Raw genomic sequence first — 25,912 nt, 5'->3', positions numbered from 1 at the left:
ATCCGGACAAGTTAAATTGTCGTCCCTGCACCCCAGAGGACCGGTCAGCCCGAGCCCACGCGTCAGATGTCGCGCGCGAGAATCCAGTCCAGTTGTCGCGAGAAACCGGTGCTGAACCAGTGCTCCCCGACCCTTTCGAAGCCCTTCGCCCGGTAGAACCTCAGCGCGGTCTCGTTGCGATCCCACACCCCCAGCCACATCCTCGACCTACCCCATGCCCGTGCGACGTCCACCGCTTTGGCCATGAGCGCCGAACCGTAGCCGCCGCCGACCGCCTCCGGGAGGAGGTAGATGCGCTGGAGTTCCGCACACTCGTCCCCCATCGGTTCGGTCTGGGCGTCGCCGACGTTGACCTTGATGTAACCGAGCGTCTCTCCCCCGGCTTCCAGGAAGAAGACGTCGGCGTCCGGGTCCGCCACCTCCCGGGTCAGCGTCTCCGGCGAGTAGGCCGTGTCGAAGTAGCGCCTCATGTCCGCGTCGGGGATATGCCCCGCAAAGGCGCCGACGAATGCGCGTTCAGCGACCGACTTCAGCGTGGCGACGTCCCCGCAGGACGTGGTGGTTCGACGGATGAGGTGTTCAGGCATGGCTGCGATTGTAGGTCGGCGGCTACTCCGGTTCGTTCCCCGAGTCCCGCCCCAGCAGGTAGGGCGTCGTCACCCCCTCGTAGACGACGTGGGTCATCAGCCCCTCCACCGCGTGCGGCAGGTTGTGGCAGTGATCCATCCACACGCCCGGGTTGTCGGCGAGGAAGACGACGTCATAGGACTCGCCGGGAGCCACGTCCAGGGAATCCGTCCACCAGGGCGCGCTTGACGACGTCACCCCATCCCGCGCCAGCACCAGCAGATGGTGCCCGTGCAGGTGCATGGGGTGCACCTCCGACGACTTGTTCGTGACGGTCATGGCCACCACATCCCCCTCGCGCACGCTGAAGGACGGCACGTGCTTTCCCATTTTGCCGTTGATCGTCCACCAGTAACCCGGCCGGCCGTCGAGGAAGCCGGGGCGCTGGCCGACGATGTACTCGTAGCTTTTGTCGACCTCAGCATGGGCGAGCGGCGTTGCCGCCGGGGTGCCGTAGGCCAGCAGGTCGAGCTCCGCGGCCGGCGCCGGCGTTTCGGGCGCCCCCGCCTCCCCCGGCCCGAGAATCAGCGAGGCGCCCGCTGTCTGAACACGGACTCCCCCGTCTGGCGGCACCGTGACCTCCAGATCCGCCCGGCCACCGGCGGCCAGCCGGATCTTCGTCTGCTGGACCGGTCCCGGCCCGTGCAGGTCGGTGCCGTCGATCGCCAGCACCCGGACGGGCGCGCCCGGCACCCAGACGAAGGACGTGCCGTTGTCCGTGTTGATCACCCGCACCCGGACGATCGAACCCGGCGCGAACTCCTGCCGGGTTTGCCCGGGTACCCCGGCGAGGGTCCGCGAGCCTCCCGGGTAGGTGTGCAGGAGCATGACGATGTCGGCGGTGTCCTCCCCCGTCGGTTCCACCACCAGGGGTCCGAGCAGCCCACCCATCACCTGTTGGTGGGACACCTGATGAGCGTGGTACCAGTACGTTCCCGAATCCTCAGCCAGAAATCGGTAGGTGAAGCTCTCCCCGGGCATCACCGCGTCCTGGGTTACCCCGGCGACGCCGTCCATCGCTCCAGGCACATCGACCCCGTGCCAGTGCAAGGTGGTTCCGTCGGCAATGTTGACGTTGATGAGCTCCACCTCCACCAGGTCCCCCTGGCGCGCCCGGATTTCCGGTCCCGGGGTGGAGCCGTTCAACGTGTACCCCGAAAACACGCCGCCCGTTGCATTGCTCAGATCGGCCGAGCGCGCCTCGAGCGTGACCCGGACGTCGGGCGGCAGCGCAGGGTCGACGCCCAGGTCAGCGATGGAGCGGGTGGGATGATCCCCGGTGAGTTCATCGCTGGAACGGGAGTGGCCGCCGTGCCCGAGGACGGCGGCCGACTCCGGGACGGTCGAGTAGATCGCCGGAAATCGACTGTCCCACCACAGCCAGGCCACCCAGGCGACCAGTGCGACGGCGAGGACGGCGACCACCCTTCGGGCGATCACCGTCCAGCTGCGGCGGGTGGGGACACCTTCGGCGAGAAGATGCGTGTTAGACACCACTGCTTCCTACGGTGGGACGGGGCTCCTCAAAGGGTGTGCTGCGCCGGAAGTGGCGCCTGGTCTCGCTCCGGGTGCGTCCCGCTTCGTCCACGGTCGTCCGTGGCACCAGGAGGGCCGCGGCCAGGGCCGTTCCGAAGATCAGGAGCGCGTTCATGCCATGGAAGAGGGCGAGAATGGTCATGTCCGAGGCGAGGATGCCCATCGTCACCTGCAGGAAGACAAGCACCGCCACGACGAGGGAGAACGTCCGGGCGCGCCGATTCCTGGAGAGGAAACCGACGATGAGGAAGACCAGCGAGACAACGGGGATGAGGTACATGCCCGCCATCCCGTGCCAGATGACTCCGTAGATCTCGACGAACGGGACTGGCCCTGAGGTGTCCTCAAGGTTGAGCGTGCCGCCTTCGCGGAGGAACTTGCCGACTCCCGAGGCGAACCATGCTTCGGAGGCGGCCTGAGCTACGACGAGGGCCGCGATGACCCAGGCGAGGACTCGGTAGGTGGTTTTCATGGTGGGAACTCCTGTGGGGTGGGTCGCTCACCGGTGAATACGCTTGAGGTGCGCGACAGAATGAAAGGGTGATAAGGACACCGGCAACAATCAAGTCGAGCACCAAGTTGTATTGACAACAGTGTGACAGGTAATACCCTGCTCAATCAATAGTTCGCGGGTCTCATGTCGGAGACGTTTCCGTCCGGCCGACGTCTCCCGGGAGACCCCGCCACCCGGGGCTGCGCCAGCCCTTCGCCCTCCCGATCACCGCCTGGTCCGCCTCACGGCCCCCGGCCACCGCTGTCGCCGACCATTAATAAAATTGGCGCGACCTGCAAAATCTTCATGGAATATTCACACTACTCGACCCCTTTTTCCACGCCCGGAGGCTTAGGCTCGAGTGGAGGGGACGGAAGTGGAGGCGTCGTCAAGCGCTGCCTTGAGTGATGCCCCACTTTCCCCACTTCAGATTCATACTTTCTCGACCAAGGACACTGCCATGACCCGTGGGCTGCCCCGTCGCCAGTTTCTCCTCGGCGGACTACTGCTGGCCGGCGCCGGTGCGCTGGCCGCATGCGGACGCGAGCCCGGCGCGACCTCTTCCCCCCGCGCTACCGGAGCGAGCTCCTTCCCCTCCGCCCCGAGGGGCGCGCCGACCCTCCGCAGGACGCTGACCGCCAAGCCAGTGTCCATGGACATCGGCGGGATTGAGGCGAAGACGTGGGGCTACCTCATCGACGGCGGTGACCCTACCATCGAGGCCACCGTCGGTGACGTGCTGCAGATCGACGTCGTCAACGAGCTGCCGGAGGACACCTCGGTCCACTGGCACGGCATCGCCCTGCACAATGAGGCCGACGGCGTCCCCGGCATGACGCAGGATCCGATCGCGCCCGGCGAGACCTACACATACACCTTCGAGGTGCCCCACGGCGGCACATACTTCTACCACCCCCACACCGGCCTGCAGCTCGAGCGGGGCCTGCACGCTCCCCTGATCATCCGCGATCCGGAGGACCCCGAGAACCACGACGTCGAATGGACGGTCGTGCTCGACGACTGGCTCGACGGCGTCACCGGCACCCCGGAGAACGAGTTCCGGAAGCTCGCCGGCACCGGGGGCGGGGGCGGCATGATGGGGATGCACGGCTCCGGCGGAATGATGCGCGGGGCCACGGACCCGGCCCTCGGCGGCGACGTCGGCGACGTGCTCTACCCCCATTACCTGATCAACGGCCGCATCCCCGGAGCCGCCCGGACCTTCGAGGCGAAGCCGGGCGACAAGGCCCGGCTTCGCTTCATCAACGCGGGCGGCGACACCGTCTTCAAGGTGGCGATGGGCGGGCACCGCATGACCGTCACCCACACCGACGGATTCCCCGTCGAGCCGACGGCGACCGGATCCTTCTACATCTCCATGGGTGAACGCGTCGATGTGGAGGTCACGCTCGGCAACGGGGCCTTCCCGCTGGTGGCGCTGGCCGCTGGAAAAGACGACCGCGCATTCGCGGTCATCCGCACCGGTGGAGGCGAAGCCCCGGCACCCGACGTGTCCTTTCCTGAATTATCTGGCACGGGACTGTTCCTGTCGTCCTTGACCGCCGCCGAGCGCGCGATCCTGGACACCGGCGAGCCGGACCGCCAGACCAGCGTCGACCTGGGCGGGCAGATGATGCCCTACCAGTGGACCATCCTCACCGATGGAGGCTCCTCCCCCGCGACCGTCGAGCAGGGCGAGACCCTGCGGATGGTGATGCGCAACCGCAGCATGATGGTCCACCCCATGCATATCCACGGCCACACCTGGGCGCTGCCCCGAAGCGGCGGGCTGCGCAAGGACACCATCCTGCTGCGCCCGCACGAGACCGTCGTCGCCGACCTCATCGCAAACAACCCCGGCGAATGGGCGTTCCACTGCCACAACGCCTATCACATGGAGGCGGGCATGATGACGTCCATGAAGTACCTGTAGCGACGAGAAATCCCCCTCACCTGCGATAACAGATGAGGGGGATTTCCCTCGGTGGAGCTGCCGGGGATTGAACCCGGGTCCTCCGGCACCTTGCCAGGGCTTCTCCGTGCGCAGTCCGCACACGATCTCTACTCGACCCTCCGGCTCGGACGAACACGTTCCGGATGATGGGCCCAGTCAGCGGTGGAAGTCCCTGCCGGTCCCGCTGACGCGGCCGGCAAGCAAGTCACTTAAGTCGACGCCAGGATCCTGATCAGTGACATACCAGGTCTGACGGACACGCAGGTCGCTACTTAGGCAGCGAGGGCGTAGTCACGCTGAGAGTTCTTCTCGGCGCTTATCATGTTGCTGCGACGCTCACGGTGGTCTCCAGCCTGCACCGGCACGCTTCCCCTGGCTCAGTGTCCGAAGTCGAAACCAAAATCAGCCCCTCGTTCACTGCCCCGGGCGGGTGCGTTGCTGCATCTCCCAGGGAGTGGCTCATCTTAACCCGGAAAAGCACCCCCGGTCAAGACCCCTAACCGTTCAAACCTGAGGGACGGACCGACACATCGTCGATGGCGGTCTCCGGCGAGACCTCTATGGCGGTACGCACCGCCTTGGCGACGTTGGCCGGGCGCACCCAGCGCTGACCGTCATAGTCGGCGACGCCTTCCGAAGCGCGCAGCTGGCGCTGCATGTCGGTGTCGACGCGTCCCGGGTACACGCTGGTCACGCGAATGTTGCCGAGCTCCTCCGCCCGCAGCGCATCGGCGAAGGCGCGCAGCGCGTATTTGGTGCCGGAGTAGATCGAGTTGGTGGCGCCCGAATGCAGGCCGGAGCCGGAGTTGATGGCGATGACGTTGCCGCGGGCGGCGCGCAGGGCCGGCAGCAGCAGCCGGGTCAGTTCCGCCGGGGCGAACACGTTGAGCCGGAAGCTGTCTTCCCAGTCTGACCAGCGGGCGTCCTCGACGCGCGGGTTTTTCAGCATGCCGGCGGAATGGACGAGGACGTCGAGCGTCGACAGTCCCGCCTTGTCGACGGCCGCGGCCAGCGCGTCCGGCTCGGCGAGGTCGGCGACGAAAGGCTCGGCGTCGGGCAGGGAGTCCGCCGCCGCCCGGGCGTTGTCGAGCGTGGTCGCACCCACCAGGATGCGGTGGTCGCGGGAGAGTTCCTCGGCGATGGCGCGGCCGATGCCGCGGGAGGCGCCGGTGATGAGAGCTGTCCTGGTCATCTATTTTCCTTCCAGCCAGGCCTTGAGCACGACGGCCTGGTTGTGGTCGCGGTCGTGGGCGTTGTAGAGGAGGGTGACGTCGCCGGCGTCGGCGAGCTTCCTGAGCTTGTCGATGTCCTCGGCGCCCTCCGCCAACTCCCCACGGTAGCGCGAGGCGAACTCGTCGAACTTGTCCGGATCGTGGCCGAACCATTTCCGGAGTTCGTCGCTCGGGGCGGCCTCCTTGAGCCACTCGTCGTGGCCGAGGTCGTCCTTCTTCACGCCGCGGGGCCAGAGGCGGTCGATCAGCACGGTCGTGCCCTGGGCGGTGGCGTCGCCGTCGAGAAGGTCATGGACGTTCGCGAGGTAGATGCTCATGGCCCCAGGCTAACCGGAGGCGAGGTCAGGCGTTGATGCCCTTGATCTTGCGGCCGATCTCGCGGACGATCTCCTTGTCCTGGGTGCGGCGCTTGATGGATTCGCGCTTGTCCCAGTCCTGCTTGCCCTGGGCGAGCGCCAGCTCGACCTTGACGCGCCCGTCCTTGAGATAGAGGCTCAGTGGGACGAGCGTGCGGTTGCCGTCGCGGACCTTGCCCTCGAGGGAGTCGATCTCGCGGCGGTGCATCAACAGCTTGCGGGTGCGGCGGGGCGAGTGGTTCGTCCACGATCCCATCGAGTACTCCGGGATGTGCAGGTTACGCAGCCAGACTTCACCGTTGTCGATGGTGGCGAAGGCCTCGACCAGGCTGGCCTTGCCCTCGCGCAGCGACTTGATCTCCGTGCCGACGAGAACGACGCCCGCCTCGTACGTGTCAAGAATCTTGTAGTCGTGGCGGGCTTTGCGATTCGTCGCGATGACGTTGGACGTCAGCTTCTTCTTTTTCTTGCCCATAGTGGCAATCATGCTACCCGGCTGGTCAACTAGCACACCAGGCACCCTCACGCGCGCCGAGTTCCGGCGACGTGCCCCGCCCTGTGAATTGTCGCCGCCATCCACAACCGCCCGCCCGCTTGCCGACGCCCCGACGTCGTCCTTCCTATCGTCCGGGGCATGACATTGAACTCAGCTCCTGACGAGATCTCCTTCGCCGACGACCACACCCTGCTCTGCGTCCCCTTCGACCACCCGCGGGCGGGCCTGTCCGCCGAGAAACTCACCTCCGCCGAGCTGCTGCCGGACAAAGACAGTTCCCGCTTCCAGATTCACGGCGTCGGCCGGGTCCTGCCGCTCATGCCGGGCGACGTGGTCCGTGCTCAGCTGACCCCGGGCGGCTGCACCGAGGTCACCCGGGTGGAGAGTTTCGGCGCGGGCATCACGATGTTCATCGATCCCCTGTCCCCCGCAGAGTCCGACGTCGACCCCCTCAGCCTGGAAGTCCTCCAGACGATCATCCTCCGGGAGCTCGGCGCGGGCGGCTTCGCCCTGGTGCGCAACGTCGATGACGCCCTGACCGCCTGGGCGCCGACCGGCACCGCGTACAACGAGGGCGGCCTGCACGCCTACTTCAAGGTCAAGCGGCTGACCCCGGACCGACGAAAGAAGCTGGTGAACAGGTATCTCTCCCCCGTCACCAGCTCCCTGCACTAGGCCGCGGCCGCCCGCTCCGCCCGCTAACTCATGGTCCAGCCACCGTCGACCGGTAGTGCGTGGCCGGTGATGTAGCTGGACAGGTCGGAGGCGAGGTAGACCGCCGCGCTGGCGACGTCATTCGGCCGGCCCAGACGTCCCATCGGGATCGGGGCCAGGAAACCGGCCTCGATGTCGGGGTTCTCCAGCAGTCCCTCGGTCATGCCGGTGCCCGGGCAGATGGCGTTGACGCGGACACCGTCCCTGGCGTAGTCCACGGCGGCGCCGCGGGTCAGGGAGATCACCCCGCCCTTGGTCGCGGCGTAGCCGATCGCACCCGGGAAGCCGATGAGGCCGCCGGCCGAGGCGGTGGAGATTACCGAACCCTTCGTCTCCTTCAGGTGGGGCATCGCGTACTTCATGCCGAGGAAGGCGGAGGTGAGGTTGACGGCGACGGAGCGGTTCCAGCTGTCCAGGTCGGTCTCTTCGACGTTGCCCGGCGCGTAGGTGCCGGCGTTGTTGAACAGGACGTCGAGCTTGCCGTACGTATCGACCGCGGTGTCGACGAAGCCCTTCACGGCGTCTTCGTCCGCGACGTCGGCGGTCACGGCCGTGGCCTGCCCGCCGGCTGCCTCGACGGCGGCGACGGTCGCCTGCGCGGCGTCACCGTCGATGTCGACCACCACGACCCGGGCGCCCTCCCTGGCGAAGAGTTCGGCGGTGGCGCGGCCGAAACCGGACCCGGCGCCGGTGATGATCGCGACCTTGTTCTCGAGCAGCATGGGGAAGGGTCCTCTCTGACAACCGACTCAAATGATCATCTCAATTATGCCCGAAGTGGCCGGGCTTTCTCCACCGCCACTGGCGAGGGGCACGTCACACCCGGGAGCAGGAAAAGTCGCTCCCTGCCTGCACGGGCAGGCCGGGAGCGGAGGGGAAGCGGGCCGGGGCGACTACTTGCGCACGTACGCACGCAGCGTGACATAGGCGGCGAGTCCGGCGAACAGCACTCCGCCGAGGCCGATCCGCGGCATCACCGCCCAGATGTCAGCGCCGGTGATCGGCGCGATCAGCTGCGAACGGACCAGCCCCGCCAGGGCCGGGTCGATGACGTAGTTCTTGCCCAGCAGCATCCCGCCCACGGCGACGACCGCGCCGATGAGTGTGGCCACCGTCGCCTCGATGACGAAGGGGGCCTGGGTGAACCAGCGTGAGGCGCCGACCAGACGCATGAGCGAGACCTGGTCGCGGCGTTGGAAGGCAGAGATCTGAACCATGTTGACGATGAGGAAGATCGCCGCGACCGCCTGGATGACGGCGAGGATGAACGTGGCGTTGCGAATGGCGTCCAGGTTGCTGGTCGCGCCGCGCACGTCCTCGGTCTGGTCGATGATTCGGTCGACCTGCGGCAGGTCGGCGACCGCCTGCAGCGGGGAGGGATCCGTCGGGTCCTCGAGGCGAACATGGAGGGCGGCCGGCAGGGCGTCCGGGCTGGTCTCCTGGACCAGCAGCGGGTCGGTCTCCCCGAAGACCTCGACGAAACGCTGGTAGGACTGCTCCCGGGAGCGGAAGGTCACCGACTCCACGCCCTCCTGCGCCTGCAGGGTGTCGCGGACCTCGAGGCAGGCCGGTTGCGAGCAGTCCGCGTCGCCGGCGGAGATCTCCTCGTTGAGCTGGACCATGACCTCGACACGGTCGAGGTAGATGTCCTTGGTGTCCGCGGTCATCTTGCTCACCAGCACACCCGTGCCGAGCAGCGCGAGCGAGATCGCCGTGGTGATGATCAGGGCGACGGTCATGGTGATGTTGCGTCCGAGCCCGGCGAATCCCTCGCGGAGGACGTAGCTGATGTTGTTCATGTCTTCTCCTCCTTGTCCTTAGCGGGTGACCGAGCCGTAGACGCCGTGGGCGTCGTCGCGCACGACCTTGCCGAGCTGTAGTTCGATGACGCGGGTACGCATGGCGTCGACCACCGCGGAGTTGTGGGTGGACATGACCACGGTGGTGCCGATGCGGTTGATGCGCCCGAGCAGGTTCATGATGTCCTCCGACGTCTCGGGATCGAGGTTGCCGGTCGGCTCGTCGGCGAGCAGGAGCAGGGGGCGGTTGACGAAGGCCCGCGCGATGGCGACGCGCTGCTGCTCGCCGCCGGAGAGTTCACCGGGCATGCGGTTGGCCTTGGCGTCCAGGCCGACCATGTCGAGGGCGTCGGGCACGAGCTTGTCGATCTGCTGTTTGTTCTTGCCGATGACCCGGAGTGCGAAGGCGACGTTGTCGTAGACATTGAGCTTGGGCAGGAGGCGGAAGTCCTGGAAGACGTAGCCGATGCGCTGGCGCATCTTCGCCACCTGCCCGCCCTTGAGCGCGTTGACGTGGAACTGGTCGAAGTGGATGTCGCCGTTGGTGACGTTCTCCTCCCTGATCAGCAGTTCCAGAAAGGTCGACTTGCCGGAGCCGGACTGGCCGATGAGGAAGACGAATTCCCCCTTGCCGATCGTCAGGGTGACGTCGTCCAGCGCGGGCCTCGTCGAGGTCTTATACAGCTTGGTGACGTTCTCAAAGGTGATCACCGCTGACACAATAGCGCCTCCCTGGGACAGCCGTGAACCACGTGACGGGAGTTCAGCAAGCTTTACGACGCGCCCAGCCCACTTGGCAGGAGCCCACTACCCCTCGGCGCCCTCCTGGCTCATGCGCCAGCGGATACCGGCCTCGAGGAAGGCGTCGATGTCGCCGTCGAGGACCTTGCTCGGGTCGTTGACTTCATAACCGGTGCGCAGGTCCTTGACCATCTGGTACGGGTGCAGGACGTAGTTGCGCATCTGGTTGCCCCAGGAGGCGTTGCCGCCGGCGCCCAGGGCGTCCATCTCGGCGCGCTCCTCCTGGTGCTTCTTCTCCAGCAGCTTCGACTGGAGCACGGCCATGGCCGATGCCTTGTTCTGGATCTGGGACTTCTCGTTCTGGCAGGTCACGACGATGCCGGTCGGCAGGTGCGTGATGCGCACCGCGGAGTCGGTGGTGTTGACGGACTGGCCGCCGGGCCCTGAGGATCGGTAGACGTCGACGCGGATGTCGCTGTCAGGCACGTCGATGTGGTCGGTGGTCTCGACGACGGGCAGCACCTCGACCTCGGCGAAGGAGGTCTGGCGACGGTTCTGGTTGTCGAAGGGAGAGATACGCACGAGGCGGTGCGCGCCCTGCTCGACCGAGAGGGTGCCGTACATGTACTCGCCACGGATGGCGAAGGTGGCGGACTTGATGCCCGCCTCCTCGGCGTAGGAGGTGTCGAACATGTCGACCCGGTGGCCGTGCTTCTCCGCCCAGCGGGTGTACATTCGCACGAGCATCTCGGCCCAGTCCGCGGCGTCGACGCCGCCGGCGCCGGAACGGACGTTGATGACGGCCTCGCGCTCGTCGTAGGGACCCGAGAGCATGGTGGTGACCTCGAGGGATTCGATGGCGGTGCGCAGCTGGGCCAGCTCATCGTCGGCGATGGAGGCGTCGCCCTCCTCCTCGGCCAGCTCGTACATCACCGGCAGATCGTCGAGGCGGGTGCGCAGGTCGCGGACCTTGCGCAGCTTCGCCTGAACGGTCGACAAGGCCGTGGTGACCTGCTGGGCGTGATCCGGATTGTCCCACAGTCCCGGGTCCGCCGCCTGCTGCTCGAGTTCCCGGGCGCGGGAGTCGAGCTCGTCGAGATCCAGGACCTTCTCCACGGTCGTGAGGGTGGTGTCCAGGCTCTCAATGTCAGCAGTGATTTCCGGTCGCATGGCACCCGATGCTACCCGCCCCGCCACGTGGGACCCGCACCGGTGGGGCACAATGGTGCCCATGACTGATGTGACCCACCTTGTCGAGGATTTCACCCGCGCCCACGCCCACTCCGACGACGCCACCCTGGGGCAGGCGCTCGTCACCGAGGCCGGCGGCCTGGCGGCCCGGATGCGCGCCGCGGGTGTGGCCACCGACTTCAAGACCTCCGTCTCCGACGTCGTCACCGACGCCGACCGGGCCGCGGAGGCCTTCGTCGCAGACGTTCTCCAGGCCCTGCGCCCCACCGACGGTGTGCTGGGCGAGGAGGGGGCGCAGCGGGCGTCGACAAGCGGCCAGACCTGGGTCATCGACCCGGTCGACGGCACCTACAACTTCACCGCGGGTTCGGACTACTGGTGCTCCGCGCTCGCCCTGGTCGAGGGCGAGCCGCAGGACCCGACGCGGCTGGTTTTCGGTGCCGTCCACCGCCCGGTGCCCGGCCACACCTGGTTCGGCGGCCCCGAGATCGCGTCCACGGTCAACGGTCGGCCGTTGCCGCGTCTGGATGAGGCGACCGCCGCCGAGGTCTCGATCGGCACCTACCTGCACCCGCAGTGGATGCTCGACGAGGCCGTGCGCACCGCCTGGCACAACACCGCCAGCCGCTTCGCCGCGGTGCGGATGTTCGGCGCCGGCTCGGTCGATCTGGCCGGCGTGGCCGCCGGTCAGCTGGGTGCCTGGACCCAGCACTCCGTGGCCGACTGGGACTGGCTGCCGGGCAAGGCGCTCGTCGAGGGCGTCGGCGGCGTCACCCGCAAGGTCGAGTCCGGCGGCGTGGTCTGGTGCGTGGCCGGCAACGCCGCCGTCGTCGAGGAAATCGCCGGGTTCATGGGTCAGCGGTGATACGCCGGACAAACACAATAGGATGAGCCACATGAGTAATTACGCCGATGACCTAGCTCTGGCCCTCGAGATCGCCGAGGCCGCCGACCAGATCACCCTGGACCGCTTCGAGGCAACCGACCTGTCCGTCGAATCCAAGCCGGACATGACCCCCGTCTCCGACGCCGACACCGCGGCCGAGCAACTCGTGCGTGAGCACCTCGACAAGGCCCGGCCGGGTGATTCCATCCTCGGCGAGGAGTTCGGCGGCACCGCCGTCACCCAGGGCCGCCAGTGGATCGTCGACCCGATCGACGGCACCAAGAACTTCGTCCGCGGCGTGCCGGTGTGGGCCACGCTCATCGCCCTGCTCGATGACGGCGAGCCCGTCGTCGGCGTCGTCTCCGCCCCGGCGCTCGGCCGCCGCTGGTACGCCGCCAAGGAGTCCGGCGCCTGGCGCACCGTCGCGGGCGGCTCCCCGAAGCGCCTGAGCGTCTCCGAGGTCTCCGAGGTCGCCGACTCCTCCATCTCCTTCTCCTCCCTCACCGGGTGGATTGAGCGCGGCCTGGGAGAGAAGTTCACCGGCCTGCTCGAATCCGCCTGGCGCCAGCGCGGCTTCGGCGACTTCTTCTCCTACTGCCTCGTCGCCGAGGGCGCGGTCGACGTCGCCGCCGAGCCGGAGGTCTCCCTGTGGGATCTGGCCGCCGTGGCCTGCCTGGTCACCGAGGCCGGCGGCACCTTCACCTCCCTGGCCGGTGAGCCCGGCCCCGCCGGCGGCGATGCGATCGCCACCAACGGCAAGCTTCACGACGCCGTCCTGGCCGCCCTGAAGTAGTCCCCGGAAACCACGAACGTCCCGCAGGTGCTCCTGCGGGACGTTCGTCGTTTTCCTAGCGGCCGGAGTTGTCATCGACGGGACGGGCCGGCGGGAGGGTGAAGCCCGCCCCGACGCCGCCGCGGGCATCGAGGTCCGCGAGCACTGCGCCGATGTCGATGGACGTCGTCGGCGCGTGGACCGGGCCCTGCAGCGGGGTGCGGCAGGAGAGGAACTGCGCCCCCGGGATCGGGATGGCGCCGCCGGAGACGAAGCCGACGAGCCGGGTGCCCGTGAACACCGGGGCGCCCGAGTCGCCGTTCATGGCGCACAGCTGGGTGATCTGCACCTCCGGGTTGCTGGCCCAGGTCACCGCACAGTCGGCGCCGGTGGCCACGCCCTGCTTGCACACGGTCTCACCCTGGCGCACTCCCCCACCGAGCTCGTCGACGGTGACCCCGTTGTAGGAGCGGGTCAGCTCAGCGTTGGAGCCGAGTTCGATGAGCGCATAGTCGTAGTAGCCGTTGGTCTCCACGACCGTGCCCGAGGGGCCGACCTGCCAGGAATCGGCGGAGTAGACGGGCTCGCCGGGCACCCCGCAGTGCCCGGCCGTGATGCCGACCTTGCGGCCGGCGGCGTCGGTGCCTGCGACGGCCAGCGTGCACATGGTGTCCTCACCGACGTAGAGGGGCGTGCCCGGCCCGTACAGGGAGTTTCCGCGGGAGGCCGCGAAGTTGGACTCGTCCGGGATGCGCGGCGCGTCGAACTGCGATCCCGGTACCCGGTGCAGGACGTGATCCGCGGTCGGCTTGCCCGCCAGCGCCTTGGACGCGAGGTCGTCGCGCCAGCGGTAGTTCGGGTCCGAGGCGAGGGCACGCTCGGTCTCCGGCGCCGGGGCCGGCAGCTCGGCCGCCGGCGCCTCGGGGACGGCCTGCTCCGGGGTCGTCAGCACCGGCACGGCGTCGACGAGCGCCCGGTCGATCGAGTCGGTCAGCGACTCATCGACCCCCGGGACCTGCACCCCCGCCACCGCCAGCTGGGAACGCGCATCGTCGATGAAGGCGGCGGAATCGATTTCGGGGAGAGCCGGCGCCGTCGACAGGACACCGTCGAGCAGCTGGTCGGCCTGGTGCCGGGCCTGCTCATGGATCTCGGTGGCGGCGTCGATCCCGGTCGAGGACGCTTCCGCGCTCTCCCCCGTCGCTTCCTGAGCGTTGGCGGTGGCGGCGCCGCCCAGGGAAACCGCCGCGAGGAAGACACCGCCCACCAGATACTTCCGGAGCCGTCGAAGAGAAACCATCAGACGTGGCACATCGCTTTCACATCGTCGTCGAATGTCATCAAACACTGAGGCGGACCCCGCAATGAACACGCGCCGCCAACCCTAGAATCATGCCACTGCCCCAGTGTTTGTGTGACGCAACGTGCCGAAAGCGACGAGATTGACGCTTGTTGGGGGGGTGCCTCGGCCACCAATCCCCTCCAGGGACCCGTACGGAGGGGCAAAGACGGGCCCGCCGACAATGCGTCGACGGGCCCGTGTTTCCCTTCTTCCGAGGCGGTTCCGCGTGAGGATGGGGCATCGCCGACCATGGCCGGCCAGTGCACCGGCTATCCTGCCCCGCCGCGGAACCTCTCGCCTAGACCCTGACCTCTTCGCCCCTCACCTTGACGGCGTCCGGCTCCTCGGTACCGTCGCGCGCGACGATGACCATCAGAGCGGCGACGAGGATGGTCTGCAGAACAGTGAAGGTGGTGTTCCAGCCGACCTGATCCTCGATGAAGTTGTTGGCGGCGGCGAAGATGCCGAGCAGAACAGCGATGGCGGCAAGGGCGACAAGGACTCTGCGTGAACCGGACATGATTGCTTCCTTCCCGAGGCCGACCCGAAAATCGGGCGGCCCTCGAATGTCGGGGCCGCGAGCTACCAGAAGTTCCCAGCCCATTCTGATGTCTTGCCCATCATCTTAGTGAAATTCCTTACATTTTGCAGCGGCGCCTGAAGTAGCGGGCCAGGAAGAATCCCCCGCCCGGTCCCGGCGGACACGCTGGCGCCACCCGGCGCCGTCCCGAGCGGAGCAGGAAACGAATGAAGGCCCCTCCGGAGAGGGGCCTTCACTGAAGAAGTTGGTAGCGGGGGCAGGATTCGAACCTACGACCTCTGGGGTCTGGCGCACTATCAGTCGCTACCTGCCGTTACCCCAGCTAAAGTGGCAGTTTAGGGCGATAACTGTACCCCTAACTTCCCGCCAGATAACCCGCTATCCCGCCCCTTGAGTCCATTCTTAAGTCCACTTAGTCCATCGCGCCGAGAGCACCGCGCATAAGGGAAACGTCCGTCAGATCAGTGTAGGACGACCTGTTGACCTGGGCGTCATGACCGAAAAAGGCAGCTCTAACCACTTCGGGCACACGACCTGCCGTCAAGTTGTTCAGGGTCGTACGCCACACATGCGAGCGCACGGTCTTCAGCTCAGGGATATGGACCTTCACGGCCATGTCCTTGTATAAGTCAGCCACGGCCTTCACGGCATTGTCCGTCCGCCAAAGCTTCTCCATACCGGTGGGCCCACCGATCACATAACGAGAAGGAGCGCCGAAAGCGGCATGACGGCCCCGCAGCCACGCCTCCACACGGGGATCAAGGACAGGCACCGTCCTGGCGCGGCCGGTCTTCGACCGATCCGGGGAAACATGCAGGCTCACCTCGCCATCGGTAAGAGCGACATCTCCCCACGTGGCCGAGAGCGCCTCGGAAATACGCAAACCAGTGCCCGCCTGGAGCAGAGTGAGCGCGACTACGCGCTCATGCTTGGCAATGGATGCCGCCCGCAGATCCTTACCCGGCGGCAAAGGCTGCTCAAGATCACGCTCCAGTAGATGATCGACAATGCTGTCGTAATTACCGCGACTGAGGGCAACAGCACCAGACGGCTTCGTCGTCTTCTTTACCGACCCCAGGTCGATATGGACCCCGCGGAGGGGGTTGTGGTCGACAAGCTCATCCCGGATCAACTGATCGATCACGTACTTGCTGAGAACCGTGCGTGCCTGGTGTCCGGTCTCCCTGCCATGGTCCGCGGCCACGGACTTCAGCGTGGCTTCGAGCACCCGGAAGCGTATCCCGTCAGCAATGGTGTAGCCGACCAACCGCGACCTAAGGTGAGCCAGCACGTCGGTGTAGCGCGTACGCGAATTGTCACGGAGATTAGCGGCAGCAATAGCCGGGGCACTCACCCCGTCGATATAGGCCGTGATGTCATCTCCACGTCGCCACGCGGTCTGACCGGACGCCAAGAGCTCATCAACACGTCGCTGCGCCTTAGCCCGCCACTCCCCCTTGGTGGCTGCTGTGATCGTCGCCTTCTTGATTCTTCCGTCCCACAAACGCACACGGAAGGCGGCACGGTAGCGGCCGTCGTCGCCCCGCTCCATCGTGTCACTGACACGCTGAATGGATGATTCACCGGGCTCGAGGCGCGTTCGGGCCGCAGCCGCTCGGGTCATGGCGATCTCCTTAAGTCCACTTTGCGTATAGGTACAAATATAGCCGCCCCACGCAGTAGTGCAGGTGAAATGCGTTGGGGGATCACCCCACACCAGGAAGGAGCTGGCCCACCGGCGGACCGTCGACACCGGCCGGAAAGGTACGATCTTAAAAGGTCATGGATTGCCGCAATGGCGCGAGGCCATGCGGCGCCGCGGTCGGCAGCGGAGGGCCCCACTGCAGCGCGCGCGGGGCTTGGTTCAATCATAGGCCCACGAGGGGAGGCGACAGACCCTATCGACACGTCTGTTCACTCAGGTCAGAGACGCCTTTCACTCCCCCTGCCGCTGTCCCGCCGACACGATCACAGTCGTCGGCAGGTTGTCGGCAGATCCATTTCCACAGGTCAAAGCAGGTAAGTGTGTTGTCCTGTCGATATGTCGATATAAAAAGAAGAAAATAACACGCGGACGCTTCCACCCCACCTCATCCCCGACGTGGAGGGTAACCCTTCTATGAAAACTTTCTGGCCCATACCGACATGTCGGCAGGTCGAGTGGAATCAAGGCCGGAAACCCACCTCTACCTGCGTCAATAATCTCGCCGACTGATCGGCCGACAACCCTGCGTGCTATCGGCAAGTCGGCAGTTCTCATCGGCGCGTCCGCCGGCCGCCCTCCGTCTCCCACCGCGGGTGAAGCACTGTGTGCGGTCGCGCGTTCCCGGGACACGCCTGCGACCCGGTGACAAGGACGCCTAGTTAGCCCGGCGGAATTTGAAAGGCGACAGCGAGACATTCTTGGTACACTAGGGACATCTGAATGACGATGTTCAGATCACCCGACCGGAATCGCGGAGTAGACACCCGTCCCGGTTGAGCCGAGATGTCTGAACTCACAGGTAGCGTGTCCCCGCCGCCATGACCTGTGAGGAAACAAGACGGGGATAGCAGGTGGGCGACCCCCGGCAGGGACCACGCGAAAAGTGCAGGTGACTTAGCTCCTTGAAAGGAGCAGGCCATGCCTGCCAATTTTCCACCTGCCCACCCGTACGTACTCGACACCATCGCCGCCGCAGAATATCTCGGACTCAGTCCGAAGACTTTGCGAAACTGGAAGTCTCAGGGCCGTGGTCCCCGTGTCGCCCTCCTGGAGGGTTCATCACCCCGCTACCGCGTGAAGGACCTCGAGGCCTACGTGGACGCCCAGGTCATCGGCGGTGGCCGGTAAACATGACGGAAAAGGTAAACCCCGCCGTGATGGACCACGACGGGGCTGAAGATGAAGCTGCTTCGGCTTCCATCGTAGCAGAAGCAATCGACGATGCTGACTGGCTGGATGGTGACGATGACTGGCGGATTGACTACCCCAATGGGGGAAGTTTCGTTGATGAGGGCCTGCCGGACTGGATAACCGACGACGAGCCGCCTGCCGTGGGTTGTGGCGCAAAATCCGAGCTCACCCAGGGCGAGTTGGTGCGCTCGATCACGACGGCTTACCTCGACAAACTGCGCGCGCTAGCCCCCGCGGATCGGCCGGCGCCCGCTCAGGCCGCTACTGAGCTACTCGTCCGCTTCAATGCGTCCATCAAGGAGGCGCGGAGGTCCTCTCAACACGCAACCTTCAATAAACTGTCCGAAATCACGCCACGCCAAGGCGCCGAGCTGGCGTGCGTCTATCACCATCTGGTCCTGGTGGAGGGTGCGGAGCGCTCCGGCCGCGATACCGCCCTGATGGTGATGTACGACGAGGACGATCGCCGGTGGCTGTCAGTATCGGGCACCTCCTCCCGACTCACCCGGTGGTTGCGTGACCTCCACTATCTGGCCAGCGAAAAGTGGATCAAGGAGACCGTGGCCGTGGTTCGCGACATCGTGCCGCTGCAGCGGCCTGAGTCAAACTGCGATGAGATGTACTTCGCCAACTGCATCTACGACTACGAGACCGGTCAGCGCGGTGAGTACTCCCCCGACACGGTTTTTCTATCGCGTATGGCGACGGCATTGCCGGAGTCCGAGCCGGCGTTGCCGGTTATCCGACATGGCCGGCAGCGTCTCGGCTGCACGTCCCCCGAGACCTGTGAGACTTACGGTTGCTGCGTGTGGGACCCGGTCTCGTGGATGCACGAGACGATGGGGTCCGAGGAACTCGCGACCGTCATGTGGCACGTGATTGGTGCCGCTCTTCGTCCTGGTGTGCTCTGGCGCAAAGCTGTGATCATGGAAGGCGAAGGACAAAACGGCAAGGGTACGGTCATCGATCTGATCCGGAACCTGGTGGGCGTGGCGAACGCGTCCAGCGTTGACATGGGTGCCTTCGGGTCGCGCTTCGGGCTGGAAGATCTGGTCGGAAAGCAGGTCAATCTCTCGGACGAGTCCGATACCGGGGAGTTCTTGAAGCGTTCGGCGAATTTCAAGCAGGTCACCTCGCTGGATCCCGTACAGATCGAGCGGAAGTATCAGTCCCCCATCATGTACAAGCCGAGGATTTTCCTGGTCTTCTCACTGAACAAGTTCCCGGTGTTCAAGGACAAGTCAACGGCTCTTTACGACCGGCTCTACCGGGTACCGTTTAACCAGCGTTTCACCGACGACGGCATGAAGATGCCAGAGATCAAGGACGACTATCTCCAGCGCCCTGAGGTGCTGGAATGGATTGCCTACTACGTCACGGTGAAGATGCCGACCTACTACCGGTTGCCGGTCACGGAGAGCATTACCGCGGCCTCTGAAGACTTGCGTGAAGCTACCGACAACACCGTCGCGTGGTGGGCGGAAACGGGTGAAGAATTCCGGGGGGACTTCATCCCCTTCGAGGTCGCCCATGAGCTGTACAAGGCGTGGCTGAAGGCCCATCGACAGTCCAGTCGCCCAGAGAACCTCACGTCAGAATGGAAGGACAAGCTGGCTTCCCTTGCCGGGGAGGAATGGCTTGATCTCCGGCAGGACGACCGCAAGCGGGAGCGTAAGAGGTACGTGGTCGACGCGTGGTTTCTGGACGTTCACGGCTCGGACCCTGGGGATGCCCGGTTGCTCGAGACATACGTCTCCAAGGAGGTAATCGGCTCCGACGACAACCGACGAACCATGTACTACGGCCCTGAGGTTCTGGTCGCGTGGCGATACGGGCAGGGTCAGGTTTCTGGCCGACACTACACCCGCCCGCAACGGGCTCCAGGGTTGATTCGACGCATCACCTGGGAGGCAGTTCAGGCATCGCCAATCAAACGTACCGACATGGCACTCAAGGACATCCGCATCGCTGCAAACAACTGGAATCCCTTGGTCATTGGCCTGGCCCCCTACCTTGCCGCCGTTGCCGAGAGCGGCCAGGCTAGTCCTCCGCCGCCGAGTACATCTCTCCCTCCGTCGTTATTGCGGGAACCGTCGAAGCGGGATCTTGCATTACGTCTGTTGGGGAGCGGTGGAAGGCCCGACGACGACGCCCTGGCCGAGGTGATTCGTGGCAGTCGGTGTGGCTGACATGACCCCTGTCCCTCCGCTTTCGTGGCCCCGCTCCCCACCGGTGGACTGCACGCCACCTGCCCAGGAATACAACCCGCAACAACCCCGGAAGGACACCAACCACCATGACCACCCCCACCGAAATTCAGGCCCAGATCGACGCCGAGAAGCAGGCCCACGCCCGTCGTCTGGCCGAGCTGGAACAGAAGAAGCTCGGCGCTGAACACGACGAGTTGACCGAGTTGATCACCGCCCACGCAGGCACCCTGCCCGCCGACGAGGTCGAGGCCTTGGAACTGGCCCAGATCCGCCACGATGTGACCCGCCTCAAGGCTGACATTAAGGCCGCGAGGAAGCTCGCGACGATGGTGTCTGAGGCCGAGAATCCAGGTCGGAACTGGGTTAGTTCTGGACCGGAAACCGGGTCGGAACTGACCCAGTAAACCAGTCAGCGCGGCCCCCGCGGCCACGCGGTGACGGCCCTCTGCAGATCATCTGCAGGGGGCCGTTGTCATGGCCGCGGACATGCCACCGGGACGGTGGCGATGAGGGTGACCCCGGCGGTGCGAGAGCCGCAGCAACGACGGGGTCACCATCTGCCCGGACCGGCACAAACCGAGCGAGCGAGGGCTTGTGCCGGTCCGGGCCAGCCCCCGGCAGGGCGCCCGACAAACCGAGGAACGAGGATTTGTCTTTAGGGCGCTAAAGACAATCACGATTCCGGGGTAGGATGTGTGAGGAGGGGCGAAGCAGAGGCTCCACACACATCCGAGGGGACCCGGGACCGTGATTGTCTCCGGGGCGGGGGAAGAGCTGATCGCTCAGACCGTGCGAAGGTGAGGCACGAACCGGAGCCGTGTCTGACGATCACGACGCCACCGCCCCGGACAGCCGGCGGAAGGAACGAGACATGACAGACAAAGGCCGGGCAGCATTCAACGCGCGCCACCTCCGCCACGGGACCGGACACGCCAAAGGCACGTCCGGCACCACCGGCGACCGACAGCGGTTGCTGGAGGAGATGATGCGCGAGCTTGAAGAGAAGTGGGCGAAACACCACGCAACGAAGAACCCGAACATCGTCTTGGACGAGACCCACCTCAACGAGAGCTTCATGTTCGATCCGGACACCGGCGGCTGGAGGACTCCGGAGTCCGTCGACGAGGTCGTCGCCTACGGCGATGACCGGGCGGCACAGGTGGGTCGCAAGATCGGCGCCACATCGTTCGAAACCACGACACTGGTGGTGCACCTGCCGCGGACCCTCTGCACGGAGGTGCCGGGCTACTACCCCGTCCACGACGAGGACGGTCAGATCAAACTCGACAAGGACGGCAACGAGCTGCGCCGGTCGCGGTGGGTGGCCCGTGACCGGGCCGAGGCGACCCGCTATCTGATCGCCGCCACGGAGTGGCTCGCCGACAACGTGCTGCCCGGCGGGCGTGAGGCCGTCCACGGGTTCAACGTGCAGCACGACGAATCCACCCCGCACGTGCAGATCATGGCCGACACCTTCGCCGAGCATCCCGAGAAGCCGGGGGTGCTGCGGGTCGAGGCGTCGCAGGCCTGGGGGTCGCACCGGGACGTGCGCTACCCCGAGGACCATCCCCAGGCCGGCCAGCAGATGGGTGGCCCCCAGAAGATGCGGATGTACCAGCAGGGGCTGCGCGAGTACATGCGCTCGCTGGGCTACGAGGTGGAGCTTGAGGTCTCGGAGCGTGCCCACGAGAGCCTGGACAAGGACCGCTACGCCGCCGAGGACAACGCCCGACGGGCGTTGGAAGCCGACCAGCAGGCACTGGCGGCCGACCGTGAGAAGTACACGGCTGATGCCACGGTGTTGGGTATGGCACAGCGGAACTTCGACAGCGATGTCGCCCTGTTCAAGGCTGACATTGAGAAACTCCGGGTCGCCAGGGAGGAGGTGGACGTCGACATGACCAACGTTCTCGCCTTCTCCGACAAGTTGGATGAGGTGAAGGAAGAGCTCGACGACCGCCAAAACGCTGTAACCGCTCGTGAAGAGACCGTGGAGACCCGGGAGAGGGCCGTGGAGGCCAAAGAAGCCTCACTGCCGGAGCTGAAGCGTAAAGCCCGTGAGGAAGGACATGCCGCCGGCAAGTCTGAAGGCCTGCAGGCCGCCCAGGAGGCCGTCCAAGAGGCCGCGGCCAAGATCAAGGCCCAGGCGGCCACCGACGCCCAGCGGGTGGCGCAGCAGGCCGCTGAGGCCGCCCAGCGGGTTCGCCACGACGCTGAGGCCGCGGCCGCGGAGAAACGCGCACAGGCCGACCAGGCGGTGGCTGACGCCGCCGCCTACCGAGCCCGGGCCCAGGACGCCCTGGCGGAGGCCGAGCAGAAGCTCACCGCCGCGGCCGAGGAGGCGGCAATCATGCGCCAGGAGGCCGAGAGGGACAAGGCAACTGCCCACACCGACGGTTTCACACAGGGATTCCGGCAGGGCCAGGGCAAGTTCAACGAGTCCGTGGCCGATCTGCTCACCCGTGATGGCGGCGAGAAGCGCATCACCGTGGAACTGATCAGGGCCCTGTCGGGTGGGAGTCAGGACCGCATCGACCAGGCCCGCACGCAGGTGATGAGCAAGCTGCGCCGTCAGGCAGAGGCCACCCTGACGATCGGTACGCCGGTACGCCCCACCCAGCAGCGGATTGAGGCGAAAACCCGGCAGACAGCCGATGCCCCGGTCACCGATCCCGAGCAGGTGCGCCGGCTCATGACAACCAGCCCTGCCACTGGGCGCGGTCCCAGCCACGGCCTGAGCAAGGGGAAGGGCACGGGACCCCAGTTCGGCGGGTAAGCAGCAGGAGGCCCCACGGCGGTGTGGCGGGGTGGGAATACACGCATCCCCGCCACAGGCGCAGCGTTCGGGGGGATTGCTACGAGGGCGGGGATACGTCAGTGACCATATCTCCGACACTGAGGTCGCGCATTCCCGGGGCTTCGTCGTGTCTTGCACGGTGGGTGAAACGTGAGCTTTCGGTCGAATTACACGAACCTGCTCGCCAGGCATACAGAATGCCCTGTATCCGGTCACCCTCATGGCCCGGTTGCAGGGCTGTGACTCTTTGAGCGCGGCTACCTGCGCAGCGTTTGGGCGGAGTCGTCGATCGCCTGCAACACCGTCTCCCAGCTCTCCCGGATGACCTTGGCTGGAGTGTTGCCCAGTCGCCGTGCCGTGGCCAGGCGTCGCGGGGTGATCTCCATGGTGTCGACTCCCCGGCGTCGCGCTCGCCGGGCCGCCGAGTCGTTGATGTGCATAGTGGCGACGGCCTCCGTTCATGACGATGAATGTTCACTTCAGACTATCGCCCGATCGGCGGTGAAGCACCCCATCCGAGAGGCGGCCCCACCGAGCCACGCACCGCACATGCTAGGCCAGTTTGGCTGGGATAGTGCGGACGTGGCCACGTCGGCTGGTGCTGTTGCAAAGTTGGGGCAGTAGGAAGACCGGCGTGAAATAATCAGGGCCATGGGCATCTTCTCGGGTCGTCATTTTCCCGCGAGGTCATTCTGTGGGCGGTGCGGTGGTACTGCCGCTACGGGGTGCTGTTGCAAACTCGCGTTTTGAGCCCATTTCGCGAATCTTCCGACTGCTGTGCACTGCGGTTTTCCGCATGTGTGTAGCCGAAATTCGCTATTTGCAACAGCACTACTGGATGCTCTTCAGGCATCCAGTAGTGCTTAATTGGGTTGGGGCGCGGCCGCAAGACGGGCAGCTCCCAAACCCAACAAAGCACTACTAGTTGTCCAAGAAATTCAGTGCCTGTATGTCCCATGCATGTGGTTATACTTCGGGCCTTCATCCTTAATCGCCCTGATTTCTGCCTTCGTTGCTTCTTTCCGTGTCCGGTACGGCGTGAACGTGACCGTGGCCAACTCGTTAAACCATACCGATTGGAAGTACATACGACGGCTTGCGCGCTCCGCCTCGGTTCTCGGTTGGGTGGGAGGTACTCTGCTAATTCCCGCGTGCGTACGAAATCGATCGTTGGGATTATCGGTCAATCCGACGTATAAGAGGTCGTGTTTAGGGCCGTATGCTCGATAAACCCACGACGGCGAGGAGCCGAAACGGCTGGGGATTATGAAATTGTGGGGCGGTTTTGGCAAATGATATTTAGTTATGAGGTCAATCTGATGTTCACGCTCTACGGCCGCTTCAAAGTGCACGAAAAACGTCGGCGTGTTTTCCTCGATTTCGTGAAGCAGTTCTTTCGCGTATTCCAGTGCGAGTAAGGGATGGTCTTCGTACCGAAGCCACTCCACATCCGAGCCTTCGTGCGACTCTTTCTCTTTTATCGCCCAAGATTTAATCTCAGAGGACGTTTGCAAGCTCAACCGTCCAAACGCTTCCTTGGCCTGACTGATGAAATAATGTAGATCTTCTACTTTTTCCCGGGCGGTACTGAAGTGATAATCGTAGAACTTTGGACCATAGCCCGTCCCAAAGTGACCACGGTCAATCATCTCCCAGTCTTCAGTGCCGTCAGATGAACTGGACTCAGATCCAGTTTTCAAAGGAGGTAGGTCTCTTCCAAGTCTTTTATTGATCCATTCGGTTGGATGCCCCGTCAAGACCTCGAACTGGCGGACGAGTTCGGAAAGTGAAGCTGCAAGTTCAGCCACCTCGCCCATTGCTTCCGCGGACTCGTATGCAGCAGGAAGTAGATATCTGAGGATTTTCTGCTCGTCTCTGTCAGGCTCACCGTATTTGCTCTTCAGGATGGTTTTCCAGTCCTCTTCCCTTCGCTTATGATCTTCGCGCGCGTGCCAGATATCAGAAATTCCTGTTGCTACTTCCTCATACCGAACAGCAAAATCGGCCGCGGTCTCCCTATTCCCAAAAGACCATACTTCGACAGTCTCAAACTGGTTCCGCCAGTTTTCCTCACTGAGCACGGTTGTTGTAGCGTTCGCTCGCCGATCAAGGAGGACGGCGTGGAGCGGCACAGAGCGTTTGTCAACAAAAAGATGAAGCCACACAGGGGGATCGGTCCACGATCTAACCCCTCGGACCTCGATGATCGGGATATTCTTACCGAGCATTTCACAAGCCCCTTCCAGACCTGGTAAAAGCTAAAACAATGCGGGATATGTTTGCTTCAGTTTTCAGTCTATGCCAATGACAATGCGCCCTTTCCAACCCGACTAACCCAAGCGTCCATGCAATCGGGCAGAGTCCTTACCCCGAGCGGGAGGTAATGGCAATCGCGAGAGAGCCCGGGGGACACCCCCGTGAGAGTTGAGTCGAAAGGTACTGCGGTGGTCGCCTCATGCATTCATGAGGGTCGTCACCGGCAGTTACAGATACACCACGCTAAAGGACGCAACCCATCGGCTGGGCCACCTTTGAGAGAGCGAAGTTCACTAGCTTCGCCGATTTCCAGGACGCAAAGTTCACTTACGCCGTTAACTTTCAGGGCGTAGAGTTCACCAGGGGCACCTACTTCCAGAACACGACTTTCGATAGCTTCATCGATTTCCGGGGCGCGAAGTTCACCGGGGGCGATACCGACTTCCGGGGCGCGAAGTTCGCAGGTAAAACCTACTTCTGGGACGCGAGGTTCACCGGTACCACCGACTTCCGACGGGTGAGTTTCACCGGCGACACCGACTTCTGGGGCGCGACCTTCGGCGGCAGAACCGACTTCCAGGGAGTGACCTTCGGCGACAGAGCCGACTTCACGGGAGTGACCTTCGGCGACAGAGCCGACTTCACGGGGGCAAGATTCTCTGACTATGTCGTCTTCGGGGAGACGGAAGATCAATTCCGCGCTCGACAAACTCATGAAGGTCGTCAAACAACGAATACCAAGAGCAAGGGAGCGAAGTTCGAGAAGAGCCCGTCCTTTGACGGGCCATCACAGTTCACCCAGCTGCCCAAATTTAAAGGAACGCAGTTCCCCACATGCCCTACCCTCACTGACGACTCTGAGCCTCAAGACTTCTTCGCGGGAGCAATATTGCTTGACGAGCAGGACATTAAAGATAACCCGACGCCTTGATGCTCTTATTAAGTATGGGTGATCGGGACAGTTGTTTGGCTCACGGCTACTCCTTTAGTTCGGTCTAAGAACTAATCGTATCCAGAGGGTCATCATTTTTGGACAGAGCGGCGCCATGACACTCACACGTTCAAGAAACTTG

24 protein-coding genes, 1 other RNA gene and 1 pseudogene are annotated in these 25,912 nt (G+C 64.7%); 10 read left to right on the top strand and 16 right to left on the bottom strand.

The features are described 5' to 3' along the window. Positions 1-62 precede the first annotated feature (62 nt). The 3 genes from CGUA_RS03750 to CGUA_RS03740 are packed head-to-tail and all read right to left on the bottom strand — an operon-like array spanning position 63 to position 2,635. Complete coding sequence (locus CGUA_RS03750) at positions 63-587, bottom strand: GNAT family N-acetyltransferase (RefSeq protein ID WP_290197758.1); 525 nt, start codon at positions 585-587, stop codon at positions 63-65. A 22-nt stretch (positions 588-609) separates the two neighbouring features. After that, positions 610-2,121 (bottom strand): multicopper oxidase family protein, encoded by a 1,512-nt coding sequence (locus CGUA_RS03745; protein ID WP_290197757.1) that lies wholly within the window; start codon positions 2,119-2,121, stop codon positions 610-612. Continuing rightward, on the bottom strand, positions 2,114-2,635 hold the full coding sequence (locus tag CGUA_RS03740; protein ID WP_290197756.1) for a COX15/CtaA family protein: 522 nt from the start codon (positions 2,633-2,635) through the stop codon (positions 2,114-2,116). The genes CGUA_RS03745 and CGUA_RS03740 overlap by 8 nt, the downstream gene beginning before the upstream one ends. 481 nt (positions 2,636-3,116) lie before the next feature. Between CGUA_RS03740 and CGUA_RS03735 the strand changes: the two genes are divergently transcribed. Next, a complete protein-coding gene (locus tag CGUA_RS03735; RefSeq protein WP_290197755.1) occupies positions 3,117-4,589 on the top strand; it encodes a multicopper oxidase family protein in 1,473 nt (490 codons plus the stop codon). A gap of 49 nt (positions 4,590-4,638) precedes the next feature. Here CGUA_RS03735 and ssrA read toward each other — a convergent pair. From ssrA to smpB, 4 genes are all read right to left on the bottom strand, one after another. After that, positions 4,639-5,020: a transfer-messenger RNA gene (gene ssrA / locus CGUA_RS03730) on the bottom strand. An 86-nt stretch (positions 5,021-5,106) separates the two neighbouring features. Beyond that, positions 5,107-5,802, bottom strand: a complete 696-nt coding sequence (locus CGUA_RS03725; RefSeq protein ID WP_290197754.1) for an SDR family oxidoreductase — start codon at positions 5,800-5,802, stop codon at positions 5,107-5,109. Then, positions 5,803-6,159 (bottom strand): DUF488 domain-containing protein, encoded by a 357-nt coding sequence (locus CGUA_RS03720; RefSeq protein ID WP_290197753.1) that lies wholly within the window; start codon positions 6,157-6,159, stop codon positions 5,803-5,805. A gap of 25 nt (positions 6,160-6,184) precedes the next feature. Continuing rightward, entirely contained in the window at positions 6,185-6,673 is a 489-nt protein-coding gene (smpB, locus tag CGUA_RS03715; RefSeq protein WP_290197752.1) for an SsrA-binding protein SmpB, read from the bottom strand. A 159-nt stretch (positions 6,674-6,832) separates the two neighbouring features. On the opposite strand from smpB, the gene CGUA_RS03710 reads away from it, so the two are divergent. Beyond that, the gene (locus CGUA_RS03710) at positions 6,833-7,369 is read left to right on the top strand and encodes a hypothetical protein (protein WP_290197751.1); all 537 of its coding nucleotides are present in this window, start codon (positions 6,833-6,835) and stop codon (positions 7,367-7,369) included. A gap of 23 nt (positions 7,370-7,392) precedes the next feature. Here CGUA_RS03710 and CGUA_RS03705 read toward each other — a convergent pair whose 3' ends face one another. The 4 genes from CGUA_RS03705 to prfB form a co-directional block, all read right to left on the bottom strand. Next, positions 7,393-8,130, bottom strand: a complete 738-nt coding sequence (locus CGUA_RS03705) for an SDR family NAD(P)-dependent oxidoreductase (protein WP_290197750.1) — start codon at positions 8,128-8,130, stop codon at positions 7,393-7,395. 171 nt (positions 8,131-8,301) lie between these two features. Further along, positions 8,302-9,207, bottom strand: coding sequence for a permease-like cell division protein FtsX (gene ftsX, locus CGUA_RS03700; protein ID WP_290197749.1), 906 nt, complete (start codon positions 9,205-9,207; stop codon positions 8,302-8,304). An 18-nt stretch (positions 9,208-9,225) separates the two neighbouring features. Beyond that, entirely contained in the window at positions 9,226-9,918 is a 693-nt protein-coding gene (gene ftsE, locus CGUA_RS03695; protein ID WP_290197748.1) for a cell division ATP-binding protein FtsE, read from the bottom strand. A 96-nt stretch (positions 9,919-10,014) separates the two neighbouring features. Next, positions 10,015-11,118, bottom strand: coding sequence for a peptide chain release factor 2 (gene prfB, locus CGUA_RS03690; RefSeq protein ID WP_290197747.1), 1,104 nt, complete (start codon positions 11,116-11,118; stop codon positions 10,015-10,017). 61 nt (positions 11,119-11,179) lie between these two features. Between prfB and CGUA_RS03685 the strand changes: the two genes are divergently transcribed. Continuing rightward, complete coding sequence (locus tag CGUA_RS03685) at positions 11,180-12,004, top strand: inositol monophosphatase family protein (RefSeq protein ID WP_290197746.1); 825 nt, start codon at positions 11,180-11,182, stop codon at positions 12,002-12,004. Between the two features lie 31 nt (positions 12,005-12,035). Then, a complete protein-coding gene (hisN, locus tag CGUA_RS03680; RefSeq protein WP_290197745.1) occupies positions 12,036-12,818 on the top strand; it encodes a histidinol-phosphatase in 783 nt (260 codons plus the stop codon). 55 nt (positions 12,819-12,873) lie between these two features. Here the strand turns inward: hisN and CGUA_RS03675 are convergent, their stop codons facing one another. From CGUA_RS03675 to CGUA_RS03665, 3 genes are all read right to left on the bottom strand, one after another. After that, complete coding sequence (locus CGUA_RS03675; protein WP_290197744.1) at positions 12,874-14,097, bottom strand: S1 family peptidase; 1,224 nt, start codon at positions 14,095-14,097, stop codon at positions 12,874-12,876. Positions 14,098-14,437: 340 nt separating this feature from the next. Continuing rightward, positions 14,438-14,659: a hypothetical protein gene (locus tag CGUA_RS03670; RefSeq protein ID WP_290197743.1), complete on the bottom strand. Its 222-nt coding sequence runs from the start codon at positions 14,657-14,659 to the stop codon at positions 14,438-14,440. 433 nt (positions 14,660-15,092) lie between these two features. After that, positions 15,093-16,304 (bottom strand): tyrosine-type recombinase/integrase, encoded by a 1,212-nt coding sequence (locus CGUA_RS03665; protein ID WP_290197742.1) that lies wholly within the window; start codon positions 16,302-16,304, stop codon positions 15,093-15,095. 999 nt (positions 16,305-17,303) lie between these two features. Between CGUA_RS03665 and CGUA_RS03660 the strand changes: the two genes are divergently transcribed. From CGUA_RS03660 to CGUA_RS03645, 4 genes are all read left to right on the top strand, one after another. Then, a complete protein-coding gene (locus CGUA_RS03660) occupies positions 17,304-17,513 on the top strand; it encodes a helix-turn-helix transcriptional regulator (RefSeq protein ID WP_290197741.1) in 210 nt (69 codons plus the stop codon). 29 nt (positions 17,514-17,542) lie between these two features. Then, a complete protein-coding gene (locus tag CGUA_RS03655) occupies positions 17,543-19,765 on the top strand; it encodes a DNA primase family protein (RefSeq protein ID WP_290198307.1) in 2,223 nt (740 codons plus the stop codon). 107 nt (positions 19,766-19,872) lie between these two features. Further along, entirely contained in the window at positions 19,873-20,190 is a 318-nt protein-coding gene (locus CGUA_RS03650; protein ID WP_290197740.1) for a hypothetical protein, read from the top strand. A 467-nt stretch (positions 20,191-20,657) separates the two neighbouring features. Beyond that, positions 20,658-22,562 (top strand): plasmid recombination protein, encoded by a 1,905-nt coding sequence (locus CGUA_RS03645; RefSeq protein ID WP_290197739.1) that lies wholly within the window; start codon positions 20,658-20,660, stop codon positions 22,560-22,562. A gap of 278 nt (positions 22,563-22,840) precedes the next feature. Here the strand turns inward: CGUA_RS03645 and CGUA_RS03640 are convergent, their stop codons facing one another. Further along, a complete protein-coding gene (locus CGUA_RS03640; protein WP_290197738.1) occupies positions 22,841-23,023 on the bottom strand; it encodes a hypothetical protein in 183 nt (60 codons plus the stop codon). A gap of 211 nt (positions 23,024-23,234) precedes the next feature. On the opposite strand from CGUA_RS03640, the pseudogene CGUA_RS03635 reads away from it, so the two are divergent. Then, positions 23,235-23,311: pseudogene (locus CGUA_RS03635) on the top strand (IS6 family transposase); the annotation flags it as partial. A gap of 210 nt (positions 23,312-23,521) precedes the next feature. Here CGUA_RS03635 and CGUA_RS03630 read toward each other — a convergent pair. After that, complete coding sequence (locus CGUA_RS03630) at positions 23,522-24,811, bottom strand: GIY-YIG nuclease family protein (protein ID WP_290197737.1); 1,290 nt, start codon at positions 24,809-24,811, stop codon at positions 23,522-23,524. Between the two features lie 287 nt (positions 24,812-25,098). Here CGUA_RS03630 and CGUA_RS03625 point away from each other — a divergent pair, with 287 nt between their 5' ends. Then, positions 25,099-25,770 carry a pentapeptide repeat-containing protein gene (locus CGUA_RS03625; RefSeq protein WP_310169415.1) on the top strand — a complete coding sequence of 224 codons (672 nt, stop codon included), beginning with the start codon at positions 25,099-25,101 and terminating at the stop codon, positions 25,768-25,770. Positions 25,771-25,912 lie beyond the last annotated feature (142 nt).

It is taken from the genome of Corynebacterium guangdongense (assembly GCF_030408915.1).
GTDB lineage: Bacteria > Actinomycetota > Actinomycetes > Mycobacteriales > Mycobacteriaceae > Corynebacterium > Corynebacterium guangdongense.
The sequence above is the reverse complement of the archived record's forward strand: the minus strand, read 5'-3'. Positions and strand labels throughout refer to the sequence as shown.

Bases quoted from the DNA above. Each gene is read 5' to 3' on its own strand.
- CGUA_RS03750 (WP_290197758.1), bottom strand. From the start codon at position 587: ATGCCTGAACACCTCATCCGTCGAACCACCACGTCCTGCGGGGACGTC.
- CGUA_RS03740 (WP_290197756.1), bottom strand. From the start codon at position 2,635: ATGAAAACCACCTACCGAGTCCTCGCCTGGGTCATCGCGGCCCTCGTC.
- CGUA_RS03735 (WP_290197755.1), top strand. From the start codon at position 3,117: ATGACCCGTGGGCTGCCCCGTCGCCAGTTTCTCCTCGGCGGACTACTG.
- CGUA_RS03725 (WP_290197754.1), bottom strand. From the start codon at position 5,802: ATGACCAGGACAGCTCTCATCACCGGCGCCTCCCGCGGCATCGGCCGC.
- CGUA_RS03720 (WP_290197753.1), bottom strand. From the start codon at position 6,159: ATGAGCATCTACCTCGCGAACGTCCATGACCTTCTCGACGGCGACGCC.
- smpB (WP_290197752.1), bottom strand. From the start codon at position 6,673: ATGGGCAAGAAAAAGAAGAAGCTGACGTCCAACGTCATCGCGACGAAT.
- CGUA_RS03710 (WP_290197751.1), top strand. From the start codon at position 6,833: ATGACATTGAACTCAGCTCCTGACGAGATCTCCTTCGCCGACGACCAC.
- CGUA_RS03705 (WP_290197750.1), bottom strand. From the start codon at position 8,130: ATGCTGCTCGAGAACAAGGTCGCGATCATCACCGGCGCCGGGTCCGGT.
- ftsX (WP_290197749.1), bottom strand. From the start codon at position 9,207: ATGAACAACATCAGCTACGTCCTCCGCGAGGGATTCGCCGGGCTCGGA.
- prfB (WP_290197747.1), bottom strand. From the start codon at position 11,118: ATGCGACCGGAAATCACTGCTGACATTGAGAGCCTGGACACCACCCTC.
- CGUA_RS03685 (WP_290197746.1), top strand. From the start codon at position 11,180: ATGACTGATGTGACCCACCTTGTCGAGGATTTCACCCGCGCCCACGCC.
- hisN (WP_290197745.1), top strand. From the start codon at position 12,036: ATGAGTAATTACGCCGATGACCTAGCTCTGGCCCTCGAGATCGCCGAG.
- CGUA_RS03675 (WP_290197744.1), bottom strand. From the start codon at position 14,097: ATGGTTTCTCTTCGACGGCTCCGGAAGTATCTGGTGGGCGGTGTCTTC.
- CGUA_RS03670 (WP_290197743.1), bottom strand. From the start codon at position 14,659: ATGTCCGGTTCACGCAGAGTCCTTGTCGCCCTTGCCGCCATCGCTGTT.
- CGUA_RS03665 (WP_290197742.1), bottom strand. From the start codon at position 16,304: ATGACCCGAGCGGCTGCGGCCCGAACGCGCCTCGAGCCCGGTGAATCA.
- CGUA_RS03660 (WP_290197741.1), top strand. From the start codon at position 17,304: ATGCCTGCCAATTTTCCACCTGCCCACCCGTACGTACTCGACACCATC.
- CGUA_RS03655 (WP_290198307.1), top strand. From the start codon at position 17,543: ATGGACCACGACGGGGCTGAAGATGAAGCTGCTTCGGCTTCCATCGTA.
- CGUA_RS03650 (WP_290197740.1), top strand. From the start codon at position 19,873: ATGACCACCCCCACCGAAATTCAGGCCCAGATCGACGCCGAGAAGCAG.
- CGUA_RS03645 (WP_290197739.1), top strand. From the start codon at position 20,658: ATGACAGACAAAGGCCGGGCAGCATTCAACGCGCGCCACCTCCGCCAC.
- CGUA_RS03640 (WP_290197738.1), bottom strand. From the start codon at position 23,023: ATGCACATCAACGACTCGGCGGCCCGGCGAGCGCGACGCCGGGGAGTC.
- CGUA_RS03630 (WP_290197737.1), bottom strand. From the start codon at position 24,811: ATGCTCGGTAAGAATATCCCGATCATCGAGGTCCGAGGGGTTAGATCG.